At 52.4% G+C, this 12,162-nt stretch carries 8 protein-coding genes; 4 read left to right on the plus strand and 4 right to left on the minus strand.

Translation table 11 applies throughout. The annotated features are described in order from the left end of the window. Positions 1-13: 13 nt before the first annotated feature. Both AC5FXQ_RS01290 and AC5FXQ_RS01295 read right to left on the minus strand, forming a co-directional pair. A complete protein-coding gene (locus AC5FXQ_RS01290) occupies positions 14-2,425 on the minus strand; it encodes a TonB-dependent receptor plug domain-containing protein (protein WP_493600697.1) in 2,412 nt (803 codons plus the stop codon). A 5-nt stretch (positions 2,426-2,430) separates the two neighbouring features. Next, a complete protein-coding gene (locus AC5FXQ_RS01295; protein WP_493600698.1) occupies positions 2,431-2,961 on the minus strand; it encodes a PepSY domain-containing protein in 531 nt (176 codons plus the stop codon). Positions 2,962-3,144: 183 nt separating this feature from the next. Here AC5FXQ_RS01295 and AC5FXQ_RS01300 point away from each other — a divergent pair, with 183 nt between their 5' ends. Continuing rightward, positions 3,145-3,615 carry a hypothetical protein gene (locus AC5FXQ_RS01300; RefSeq protein WP_493600699.1) on the plus strand — a complete coding sequence of 157 codons (471 nt, stop codon included), beginning with the start codon at positions 3,145-3,147 and terminating at the stop codon, positions 3,613-3,615. 145 nt (positions 3,616-3,760) lie between these two features. On the opposite strand, the gene AC5FXQ_RS01305 is transcribed toward AC5FXQ_RS01300, so the two are convergent. Beyond that, positions 3,761-6,946 (minus strand): WD40/YVTN/BNR-like repeat-containing protein, encoded by a 3,186-nt coding sequence (locus AC5FXQ_RS01305; protein ID WP_493600700.1) that lies wholly within the window; start codon positions 6,944-6,946, stop codon positions 3,761-3,763. A gap of 557 nt (positions 6,947-7,503) precedes the next feature. On the opposite strand from AC5FXQ_RS01305, the gene dnaK reads away from it, so the two are divergent. The 3 genes from dnaK to AC5FXQ_RS01320 all read left to right on the plus strand — a co-directional run bounded on the left by dnaK (position 7,504) and on the right by AC5FXQ_RS01320 (position 11,563). Next, positions 7,504-9,426 (plus strand): molecular chaperone DnaK, encoded by a 1,923-nt coding sequence (gene dnaK / locus AC5FXQ_RS01310; protein ID WP_493600701.1) that lies wholly within the window; start codon positions 7,504-7,506, stop codon positions 9,424-9,426. Between the two features lie 171 nt (positions 9,427-9,597). Then, positions 9,598-10,248: an outer membrane beta-barrel protein gene (locus AC5FXQ_RS01315; RefSeq protein WP_493600702.1), complete on the plus strand. Its 651-nt coding sequence runs from the start codon at positions 9,598-9,600 to the stop codon at positions 10,246-10,248. Positions 10,249-10,324: 76 nt separating this feature from the next. Beyond that, positions 10,325-11,563, plus strand: coding sequence for an outer membrane beta-barrel protein (locus tag AC5FXQ_RS01320; RefSeq protein ID WP_493600703.1), 1,239 nt, complete (start codon positions 10,325-10,327; stop codon positions 11,561-11,563). Positions 11,564-11,636: 73 nt separating this feature from the next. Here the strand turns inward: AC5FXQ_RS01320 and purE are convergent, their stop codons facing one another. After that, positions 11,637-12,161 (minus strand): 5-(carboxyamino)imidazole ribonucleotide mutase, encoded by a 525-nt coding sequence (gene purE, locus AC5FXQ_RS01325; RefSeq protein WP_493600704.1) that lies wholly within the window; start codon positions 12,159-12,161, stop codon positions 11,637-11,639. Position 12,162: the final 1 nt, after the last annotated feature.

Below are 12,162 nucleotides of genomic sequence, written 5' to 3' on the forward strand. Positions count from 1 at the left end.
GTCTCAACCATCCTTAAATAACAGCACGCACCGACAGCACAAAGTTTCTGCCCGGAGCAGCTATACCTGAGGAGTAAGGCCGGTAACGCTGGTCGGTGATATTCTCTGTACCTGCGCTCAGTGATAAGTGCCGGGTCAGTTGGTAATGCGCCTTCAGGTTGAGCGTAGCCCAGGCCGGACTGTGCGGATTTCCGTTTTCATCACGCGCATACAGATAGGCCTTGTCCCGCTCTTCGGGTGCCAGCTGGCTATACCTGATTGCTCCGTTATACACGGCATAGAAGTCTGCCTTGAAACGCATGCGGGTATAGGTCAGTCGGGTTGTGCCGAAGGATGGAGCGGCATGTCGCAAGGGTGCCTCTGTGCCGTTGTCCAGTTCCTCTCGTCCACGCTGCAGGCTATACCTGGAGGTGAGGCCAAAACCAATCGGCAGCTTTAGTTCTATACCTGCCTGCACACCCCATACCCTGGCAAAGGCGGCGTTCTGAATCGCCTGCACCTGACTCATTTCTCCCTCGTAGGCAATGCTGCTTTTACCGTCCAAAGTATAGTTTCGCCGCACCAGCGCATCCTGCAGATAGGTATAGAAAGCAGTCGCATCCAGTTTCAGCACCTCCCCGAATGTTTTGGCTGCTCCCAGGTCCGCATTGTAGGCGTACTCCGGCTTCAGGTCAGGGTTGGGCACCACGACCAGCCCCGGCGCAGAATCGAAAGTCTTGCCGATGTCATCTATATTTGGGGAGCGAAAACCGGTGGATAAATTGGTACTTAGCTGCCAGTCGGGTTGCGGACTATACACCACACCGGCACTTCCGGTCACAGCGCCGGTACTGATGTCAGCGGAAGTGAAAGGCAAATCAAAGAAACGCTTGTCAAAATTCGCATGGAGCAGGATGTGGTTATACCTGGCCCCTGTCAACACCGTGAGCTTTTCCCCGGCTCTAAAACGGTAAGTCAGGAAAGCGGCGTAGGAACTCCAATTTGCGCCATCGGGATAGCGTGCAGGTCCAGGTATACTAGCTCTGGAAGCAATATTTTCATCAGTGCCGGTGGAGCCCACTATATTGAAGATCGCCTCTATACCATAAAACAGGTGATGATGCCTGTCCAGTGCTTTCTCAAAGTCGAGGTTAGCGGAGTAGGCGTTGACTTTCTCGTAGCGATTATACCTGGTCGCTTTGCCCAAGTCCCGGTTGTGGCGGCTCTCCTCAAAGAGTTGGTGTGCCAGACTGATGTTCACCTGATCAAACAGCTTGTTGTTTGATCGGTGCGTTGCCTGCAGATGCTGCATGGCCCATACCTGCGGTCCGTAATACCACTCCGCCGAACGCAGCGTTCCGTTGCGGTAAAGGGTGAGGCGGTCGTAGCGGGGCACGTTGGAGGTGGTGGAGTAGTGGAAGCCGTACTGCAGTTCCCAGTTTTCGCTAGGCTTATACCTGATCTTCTGCATCAGGTTCAGCTGATCGTAGCCGGTGTATACCTGTCGCTCCGGATCCGGATTGGCAGTTACTTCATCCTGACCGTTTTGGGTACGCACATACTCGTATCGAAGGTAGTCATCCGGGCCGTGTGAGCCCATGCGCAGGTCACCGTAGTCACTGAAAGTGGCGCTGGTCAGGAAGGCCCATTTTTTCAGTCCATAGCTCAGGTCGAGGTGGCCGGTCTTCTCCTGGTTGGCCGATGACCAACGAACGGCCGCGCTTCCTTTAACGAGCGGCGCTGCGTCTGTGGCAAACGCAGGTGACAAGGTATAGAAGTTCATCACGCCACCGATGGCATCGCTGCCATACATGACAGAGCCGGGTCCGAACATTACTTCAGTTTTAGCGGTGGCGAAGGGATCAAGCGAGATCACGTTTTGCAGGTTGCCGCTCCGGAAAATGGCCGTGTTCATGCGAACACCATCCACTGTAATCAGCACCCGGTTAGTGGCAAAGCCACGTATCATGGGGCTTCCGCCTCCGCCCTGGCTTTTCTGTATGAACACCTCCCCTGCCTGCCCCAGCATATCGGCAGCGGTCTGCGGTTGCTGCAGCAGTACATCTTTTGGCCGGATGGTACTCACCCGCTGCGGCACTTCTTTGGCGTCCTGCTGCCAACGGGCTGCCGAAACGACCACCGTACTCAGGGCAATGTTGTTTTCGCGGAGGTATAGCTGAAAGTCCAGCCGCCTGAGATGCTCGTAAGACAGGATTTTCTGATCATAGCCTACCAGGCGAACCACCAGGCTATCGATGTCTTTGAAGGGACTGACATCCACCCGGCCTTTACTGTCAGTAAAGCTGAATTGCCCGGATTGCTTGCCGGAGAGCTGCACCATTTCCAGTGGCTGTTGCGTTACCTGGTCTTTCACGGTCAGCACTTGCCCGAAAGCGGAAGTATTGAGCAGACACAACCATCCCATCAAGTGCAGAAGCTTTTTCATGCTGCTTACTCGCCCTTGATCTTTCTGATCTGTTTTGGATAGAACCACAGGAAGAACCCTGTGATGGAAAGGGTCAACAATCCGAAACCCAGCACATTCATCGACACCAGTTTGAAAAGATCGCTGATGATGGAGCCATCGTGCACTTTCTCGATCCAGTCAGAATGGCGGCGGGCAACGGAAAGCACTTTGCCGGAACTGGCATCGAGCTGCACTTCCCAGCTGCCTTCTTTGAAAATCGTCTTGACGATGCCTTTGTCGAGGCGGGCTTCGATGCGGTCAATGGGGTTGTTGCTGATAGCCGTTGCCGAGTCCAGGCCGGCCAGGGATCGTGCTGACAGCTCAGCCAGCGGCAACCACTGTTGCAGGTCTGTGCTGGCCCCTTTTTGGGTGGGCGGCTGCAGTAAGTCTACATCCTTCTTCCAGCCCAGCAGTATACCTGTCACGCTGCTGATCAGGATAAAAGCACCCAGGAAAAGACCCAGGTAGCGGTGATACACCCGAAAGCTGCGCAGCCGATCAGCTAGCGTTCTCACTTTCTGTTTTACAAGGGTGGCTGTACTGGTACTCACGTAGATAGATCAGGATAGGTATAAAAGCCCAATATCCGATAATTGCGGCAGATAAACAATGTGGCGACACCAGTCTTTAAAATTTGCACACTAATTGCAACCATCTCCCGTTTTAGGGACTCTTATGGTTGACTAAATTAAACTACTATGATTAAACTGTTCTATCCACTCCTGGCTTTACTGCTTTTCACGCAGTGTCAGCAGGACGAATCTTACGAAACCACAGAATTTAAAAAGGAAACCGGTGACCTGAAATTTGGTCAGGAGGCACTGCTACAGCAGTTCGGGCAAATTACGCTTTACGGTGAAGAGGTGCCCCGTCGCCTGATCGTTGCTTTGAGAAGCATAGAAGATTCCCGCTGCCCGACCGATGTGAACTGTGTAACGGCGGGCAACGCCACCGTTGTGCTACGAGCCTCCAATAGCCAGGGCGTAAATGAAAACATTACACTTTGCATTGGTGATTGTGGTACTGAGGCAGCCAGAGAAACCCATACTGTAGAGGCTGCGGTTGGCGACGTCAGTTACAGATTCACACTAAAAGGTGTGAAGCCATACCCGGGCGAGGCCCACGAAGGTGAAGTACAAAAGGCACAACTGGTGGTGGAGAAGAAATAGGCACGAGCCGCTACACCTGAATCCTTCGGTTATTTGAGAAAAAGTAAACCCTACTCTTTCTTTACAATCAATTTGTAACACGAATAAAACAGAAAGCCCTGCCAGTACTGGCAGGGCTTTCTGTTTTATCAGGTATTAGCTATACCTACAACGATCCCGTTGCCGGAGCTACTTCTGCTTTCTTTACTGAGATTGCATCTACGCCTTTCTCTTTTACCAGTCTGTTCAGCGCCGGCACATCCTGTGTTTGTACCTGCTTAAACAAGTTCAGCTGCTCGTCAATCTGAGCGGTGATCTCTTTCTTGAAGGCATAGGCCTGATCGGTCGGACGGAAGTCGCCGGTGCTCACCTGCCCTACCAGGTTCGCCAGTTTGTTATTCAGGCGGATCGGGAAGTTGAGTGGGTCCTGGCCGCTGCGGTTCTTCGTCTGGTACAGTGCCTCTTCAATGGCCGTGATCTTTTTATCGATCGCAGTGGCAGACTCCACGACGTCTTTGTAGTTTTCCTGTCCTTTCAGATTCCCTTTGAGGGTGTTCAACTGGGCCCGCATGGTGCGGATGTCTTTGATCGCATCGTGCGTTTCAGTTAATTTATCGCGTACCTCGGTCAGGAAAGTAAATTGCGCAGCTCTGTCTTCAGGCATGGCTTTGGTGCGTGGGTCAGGCAATATAGTGAAGGCCGTCTCCTGGCTTTCCTTATTCACCGTGAGCTTCGCCTTATAGTTGCCAGGTATAGCTTTTGGCCCTTGCAGACCACCACCCCACAGGATGATGCCGTCAAAGCGACTGGCCTCCGGGTAGCGCATGTCCCATACGAAGCGGTTTAGGCCTTCCTTCACAGTCAGCTTGTCCTTGTTCTCCTTGGCATTGCTGGCATAGCTGCGGATCAACTTTCCATTCTGGTCCATGATTTCCAACTGTACAACAGTAGCCGAATCCGGTTTCTGCGGGAGATAGTAATGCACCATCACACCACCCGGGTGGTTTTCACCAGCAGTCTTGGAAAGGCCCCGGTTACCACCATCCATTTTGTAAGTATCCAGCGGTTTGTACAGGTGAAATTTGCTCTTGGCTATACCTTCGTTTAGCTGGTGCAAAGGCGTCAGGTCGTCAATGATCCAGAAACTGCGGCCTTGCGTGGCAGCGATCAGGTTATCGTTTTTAATAGTCAGGTCCGTGATCGGCACGATTGGCAGATTCAGCTGGAATGGCTGCCAGCTCTGGCCGTCGTTGAAAGACACGTACATGCCATACTCCGTACCGGCGTAAAGCAAACCATCACGCTTCGGATCGGCGCGTACCACGCGGGTAAAGTGGTGGCCAGGTATACCTGTCGTGATTTTCGTCCAGGTTTTGCCATAGTCGGTCGTCTTGTACAGGTATGGGCTGAAGTCGCCGGACTTATACATAGTAGCGGCCACATAGGCGGCGCCTTTCTGTGTCGGGTGTGCCTCGATGCTGTTGATCTGTATCCACTCTGGCATGCCTTTCGGCTGCACCTTTGTCCAGCTCTTGCCATTATCGCGCGTCACGTGGATCAGGCCGTCATCCGACCCTGTCCAGATCACGCCCGGCTCCACCGGCGACTCGTTGATCGCGAAGATAGTGCCGTAGTACTCTACACTCGTGTTGTCTTTGGTGATCGGTCCGCCTGACGGTCCCAGCTTGGTGGAATCGTTGCGCGTCAGGTCCGGGCTGATCGTTTCCCACGACTGCCCTTCATTGTAAGTCACATGCACGTGGTTGGACGTGGTATAGAGTTTCTTCGGATCGTTCGGTGAGAACATGATCGGGAAGTTCCACTGGAAGCGGTACTTCATACCCTCCGCGCCGTGGCCCATCGGGTTGTCCGGCCACACGTTTATCACGCGCTCCTGTCCGTTACTGTGGTCCACGCGCGACAGGAAGCCACCGTAGTTACCGCCATACACGATTTCCGGGTTCTCCGGGTTCACGGCCAGGTGGGCACTCTCCGATCCCGCTGTTTCTTCCCAGTCATCTTCAGAGATGCTCCAGCCGGTAGAGCGGTGACTGATACGCACCGTGGAGTTATCCTGCTGCGCACCGTAGATACGGTACGGGAAATGGTTGTCGGTCACGACGCGGTAGAACTGGCCCGTCGGCTGATTGTTCATGGTGCTCCAGTTCATGCCCCCGTCCGAAGTCACTTGTGCGCCGCCGTCATCGGCGATCACCATGCGCGATGGGTTCTCCGGAGCGATCCACAGGTCGTGGTGGTCAGCGTGACCGGCGTAGGCGGATGTAAAGGTTTTGCCACCGTCTTTGCTGCGGTGGTAGGCTACGTTCAGCACGTATACCACGTCCTCGTCTTTCGGGTCGGCATACACACGGGTATAGTACCAGGCACGCTGTCGCAGGTTGCGGTCGTCGTTCATCTTCTTCCAGGTCAGGCCGCTGTCATCGGAGCGGAACAATCCGCCTTCATCCGCTTCCACCATAGCGTATACCCGGTTTGAGTTTACCGGTGATACTGTCACACCAATGATGCCTAGTGTGCCTTTCGGCAGTCCTTCGTTTTTTGAAATATCTTTCCAGGTGTCACCACCGTCGGTGCTTTTCCAGATGCCAGAGCCAGGTCCGCCGGAAGACAGGCTATACGGGGTTCGACGCACGTTCCAGGTCGTAGCGTAAAGGTGACGTGGATTGTTCGGGTCGAGAATCAGATCCACAGCACCGGCGTCTTTGTTGGCAAACAAAGTCTTCTTCCAGGTCTTGCCACCGTCGGTGCTTTTGAACACGCCCCGTTCTTCGTGCGACTTGTACAGGTCGCCCATCACGGCCACGTACACAATGTCCGGATTCTGCGGATGAATGCGGATGCGGCCAATGTGCTTGGAATCCTTCAGGCCGATTTGTTCCCAGGTCTTGCCAGCGTCTACTGATCGCCACATGCCGTGACCGGATGAGACGTTGCCGCGCACCGTCTTCTCCCCTTCTCCCACATAGATCACGTTCGGGTCGGCTTCGCTCACCGCCACTGCGCCGATGGAGCCACCAAAGAAACCATCGGAGATGTTCTCCCAGGTAGAGCCGCCATCAGTGGTGCGCCATACGCCGCCACCCACGGTGCCCATATAGTAGAGATTCGGTTTGCCGGGTACGCCTGTCACGGTTGCGGAACGTCCGCCGCGGAACGGACCGATGGAACGCCAGGTCATGCCATTGTAAAGTTTGGCATCGAATGGGGCGGCTGTTTCTTTTTGCTTGCTTGTGCGTGGCTTCTGTTTCTGGGCCACCGCTTCCGGCGACGACAAGGTCAGTGCCAGCAGCAGACAAGCCGTTGTGCCTGTTCTGAGAAAGGTGCTTTTCATGTAAAGGTGAGCGAAAAGGTTTTGGATCAGTTTGTTTGAACTTCTGATTTATAAAAGTTTAGCTAAAAAAGCAAACCGACTCGCTGAGACAACCCAATCCCGCACGCAGCACAGTCTATTTAATCTTCATGTTGTCATTTCGACCGGGGGTAGGGGCTCTCTATTTGGGAGAAATCTGGCATGTTGCACAGGCACAGCAATGCTTTAGATCTCTCAATTCTCTCGAGACGGCAATTTGAGGCATCAGGTCCCAATTTGACGACAGTTGATGATGCTCCTACTTTAACTCAGAGGCATAAAAATATCACCGCATGAATAGCTCGAGACAAGTACTTTATTTTAGAACCTACAGTAAAGCAACACAGTACCAATACTGCAGTAATTATGTCGCACACCAGCGGGGCTCCTGATACAGGGTCAGACAAACAAGGTATAGCACACCCGATCCTGTGACAGAATGACAGGCAAAACCCGCATATTCTGCCTTGGCACATACCTTGTAATAGTGCTAGCAACAGTAAAAAGAAATTGTAATCGAATCATAATAAAACTATAGAATGGGAAAGATAATTGGTATTGACTTAGGTACAACCAACTCCTGCGTTGCCGTAATGGAAGGTAACGAGCCAGTGGTTATTCCTAACAGCGAAGGCCGCAGAACTACACCGTCTATCGTCGCGTTTCTGGACGGCGGCAAGGGCGAGCGTAAGGTAGGTGACCCTGCCAAGCGTCAGGCAATCACAAACCCACAAAACACGATCGCTTCGATCAAGCGCTTCATGGGCCACAGCTACAATGAAGTGAGCGAAGAAGCCAAGCAGGTGTCTTACAAAGTGGTGCAGGGTGGCAACAACACCGTGCGTGTAGAGATCGGTGACCGCCAGTACACACCACAGGAAATCTCGGCCATGGTGCTTCAGAAAATGAAGGCCACTGCAGAAGACTACCTGGGCACGACAGTGACAGAAGCCGTTATTACGGTACCTGCTTACTTCAACGATGCGCAGCGCCAGGCTACCAAAGAAGCCGGACAGATTGCGGGTCTTGAAGTGAAGCGTATCATCAACGAGCCAACAGCAGCAGCGCTTGCTTACGGTCTCGACAAAAAACACAAAGACCAGAAGATCGCAGTATTCGACTTAGGTGGCGGTACTTTCGATATCTCTATCCTGGAGCTGGGTGATGGTGTGTTCGAAGTACTATCTACTAACGGTGACACGCACCTGGGTGGTGATGACTTTGACCAGGTGATCATCAACTGGCTGGCAGACGAGTTCAAGAACGACGAAGGCCTGGACCTGCGCAAAGACCCAATGGCACTGCAGCGTTTGAAAGAGGCAGCTGAGAAAGCGAAAATCGAGCTTTCATCTTCAAACGAAACAGAGATTAACCTGCCATACATCATGCCGGTGGATGGTGTGCCAAAGCACTTGGTGCGCAAACTGACTCGCGCTAAGTTCGAGCAGCTGTCTGATGACCTGATCCGCCGCTCGATGGAGCCTTGCAAGAAGGCCCTTCAGGACGCCGGTCTGTCAACTTCTGACATCGACGAAGTGATTCTGGTAGGTGGTTCTACCCGTATCCCTAAGGTACAGGAAGAAGTAGAGAAGTTCTTTGGCAAGAAGCCTTCTAAAGGTGTAAACCCGGATGAAGTTGTAGCGATTGGTGCTGCTATTCAGGGTGGTGTATTGACAGGTGAAGTAAAAGACGTACTTCTGCTGGACGTAACGCCACTTTCATTGGGTATCGAGACAATGGGTGGTGTGATGACCAAACTGATCGAGTCAAACACGACGATCCCTACTAAGAAGTCAGAGACATTCTCAACTGCTTCGGACAACCAGCCATCGGTAGAGATTCACGTACTGCAGGGTGAGCGCCCAATGGCGAAAGACAACCGCACGATCGGTCGCTTCCACCTGGATGGCATTCCACCAGCACCACGCGGTGTTCCGCAGATCGAGGTTATCTTCGACATCGACGCCAACGGTATCCTGCACGTAACGGCCAAGGATAAAGCGACTGGCAAAGAGCAGAAGATCCGCATTGAGGCTTCTTCTGGTCTGAGCGAGCAGGAAATCGAAAAGATGCGTCAGGAAGCTGAAGCCAACGCAGAAGCTGATAAGAAGGCGAAAGAAGAGATCGAGAAGCTGAACGCAGCCGACTCTATGATCTTCCAAACCGAGAAGCAGCTGAAAGAGTATGGCGACAAGCTGTCAGAAGGCAACAAGTCTAACATCGAAAGCGCTCTGGGTCAGCTCAGAACAGCACACGGTGCAAAAGACATCGCCGGAATCGATGCAGCTATCGAAAGTCTGAACAACGCATGGCAGGCGGCCTCTCAGGAGATGTACGCAGCCGGTGCCGGACAGGAAGGTGCAGCCGGAAACGGTCAGCAGGCTGGCGGTCCGCAGGGTGCTGCAACTGATGACGGTGGTGTAACCGACGTAGACTACGAAGAAGTAGACGGTAAGAAGTAAGATTTAACTTAAGATAATGGAATCCCCTGTCGAGTTTCTCGGCAGGGGATTTTTTGTCTATAGCTCTTTGAAGATCAGTAAACTGCCCGATGCTTCCTTTAAAATATTTTCTTTGCTTACTTCCAAAAAAATATTTATTTATGACTATATTTCATGGTACATCTTCGAGCCATGAAAACAACAAGCCTCCTCTTGCTGGTGATGCTGGTAGCCGGCAGCGCCTTTGCCCAACTTCAAACAGGTACCCGATTCACCGGTATTAGCGCAGGTGTCGGTTTCAAAAAGCCTGATGAGGGCAATAAGACCTCCTCTTATGAAGTGAGGCCCTCAGCCGGAATCTTTACGACAGACAACCTGATGGTTGGAATAAGCGGCGGTTACTATTACTCCATCCACAGCCAAAAACGAACGGAAGCAACGCCTGACTATAGCAGCCACTACCGCGCAGAAAGCGAAACAGTTACCCGTATTTACAACCTCGGTCCCATGGCCCGCTATTATATTCCACTTAGCAACCGGTTCGCACTTTTTGCGGAAGGTACGACAGGCTTCCAGGCAGCAAAAGTAAAATCAGAAAGCTATTTCTCAGGTACCAGGTATCCGGGAGATTTGAATGGGGAGTATTTTGCAAAATCTGAAACGAAGCAGGGTTCCCTCTACGCCAGGGTTTCGCCCGGCCTGGTGTTCTTCCCGAGCACCAAAATAGGTATAGACCTGAAGGTTAATCTTCTGCACTATCAACATGATTTAGGCCGGGGTAGCCAAACAGATATGGGCTTTAGCCTGAGCAAAATGAACCTAGGTATAGGCTATTATTTTTAACCATTTTTACTTCTCCCAGGTATACGCTTTATATTTGTTTTACTATACTGACACTTCACTCATTGAAAACAGCTTAATGAAACAGCTTTACCTTACTTTTCTGCTCGCCTTTACAGTTATTGCAACAGCCTCCGCCCAAAAGGATTTCCGGTCGGGCTATATCGTTCAGAACACCGACACAATACGTGGCTACGTCGATTACCGGGGTGCGGTCCGCAGTTCTAAAATAACCACTTTTAAGGCTAACCTGGGGGCACCGGAGCAGGACTTTGATCCTTCTCAGTTATCTGGTTACGGTTTTGTAAAAGAGAACAAGGTATACGAGGCGCAAATGATACCTGCTGATGAGGCACAGTCCGCACAGCGCTTATTTCTGCACGTGCTGGCAAAGGGTAAAGCTTCTGTTTATACCTATCGGGATGCTTCGGACCTGGACCACTTCTATCTGTCAAAAGAGGGAGGTGAACTGGTAGAACTGAAAGAAAATGTTTATAACAGGAAAGACCCCAGGACCGGTAAAACTTACCGGATGGTGGACCAGCTATACCTGAGCGTACTGAGGTCTTCTTTCTACGACTGCCCGGCTATGACAGACGAGCGGCTCCGAAACGTACCCTTGCGGCATAACTCCCTAACCAGGCTGGCCAACGATTATAATGACTGCATGGGTGGAAGCCAGTACGTGCAGCCATCCAGAAAAACCAGTGTGAAACCCTCTCCTGTGCTTGTCTTCTCAAAGCCGGCGTTGAAAATGTCGGGTGAGCACCCCTATTCCAAGGCTTCATTCCACAATGCCGGGCTGGGTCTGGGCGGCGGGCTAGCCCTGGAAGTCTCCAATCCTGCCATCAGCGAGAAGCTTTCGCTGGCGCTGGAACTGCTCTACGCTCCCTACCGCTTCGAGGGTGAGATCGAGAACGTGAATAACATGGGCAGGACCACAAACTACGACCTGTTGCTCGATCTGCACTACCTGAAAGTGCCTGCTCAGCTACGCTATACCTTCCCTAAGGGCAAAGTCAGGCCATTTGTGAACGCCGGTGCCTCCTACTCTTATGCGTTCAGCACGAACAGAGTGGAAACCAAAAACAGCACGTTTCATAATACCAGTTATACCGAAGAGGCCGAAGCCCTGCCGGGCAGTGTCTTTAAGCAGTACATGTTCGGAGTGCAGGCAGGTATAGGTCTCCTATACCCGATCAGTGAAAGGGCCCTACACATCGAGTCAAGGTATGAGACAACAGAAGGTGTTTCCAACGTCCGGAGTCTTGCCAGTAGCATCGCCGGGGTCAGCATACTGGCGGGGTATAGGTTTTAACCCTTAATCAGGTACAAAAGAAAGGCCCGCAGTTGTGAAACTGCGGGCCTTTCTTTTTTGATAAAACTATACCTTAGTCCAGATCCCGACCGCCCCTGCGCAGTTCCTCCACCGAGCGCATCACCTTGTCTTTCAGGCTCACCTTATACTTCTCCAGCTTATCCGCCACAGCGGCGTTGGAGGTGCCGATGATCTGCGCGGCCAGTATACCTGCGTTCAGGGCGCCGTCGAGTGCTACAGTCGCCACCGGCACACCGCCCGGCATTTGGAGGATCGACAGTACAGAATCCCAGCCATCGATGGAGTTGCTTGACTTCACCGGCACCCCGATAACCGGCAGTGTGGTGATAGAAGCGACCATACCTGGCAGGTGGGCAGCACCACCGGCTCCGGCAATAATTACTTTAAGACCTTTTTTACGTGCCTGCTCGGCATACTCGAACATGCGGTGCGGAGTGCGGTGCGCCGACACGATGGTGATCTCAAAAGGCACCCCCAGGTTTTCGAGTATCTCAGCTGCGGCTTCCATTACTTTCATGTCAGACTGGCTGCCCATGATAATGCCTACCAACGGCTGCGTGGTTGTTTCATTAGCCATA

This window comes from Pontibacter sp. LHS1, assembly GCF_058932855.1.

Coding starts and splice junctions, on each gene's coding strand:
- AC5FXQ_RS01290 (WP_493600697.1), bottom strand. CDS start 2,425: ATGAAAAAGCTTCTGCACTTGATGGGATGGTTGTGTCTGCTCAATACT.
- AC5FXQ_RS01300 (WP_493600699.1), top strand. CDS start 3,145: ATGATTAAACTGTTCTATCCACTCCTGGCTTTACTGCTTTTCACGCAG.
- AC5FXQ_RS01305 (WP_493600700.1), bottom strand. CDS start 6,946: ATGAAAAGCACCTTTCTCAGAACAGGCACAACGGCTTGTCTGCTGCTG.
- dnaK (WP_493600701.1), top strand. CDS start 7,504: ATGGGAAAGATAATTGGTATTGACTTAGGTACAACCAACTCCTGCGTT.
- AC5FXQ_RS01315 (WP_493600702.1), top strand. CDS start 9,598: ATGAAAACAACAAGCCTCCTCTTGCTGGTGATGCTGGTAGCCGGCAGC.
- AC5FXQ_RS01320 (WP_493600703.1), top strand. CDS start 10,325: ATGAAACAGCTTTACCTTACTTTTCTGCTCGCCTTTACAGTTATTGCA.
- purE (WP_493600704.1), bottom strand. CDS start 12,161: ATGGCTAATGAAACAACCACGCAGCCGTTGGTAGGCATTATCATGGGC.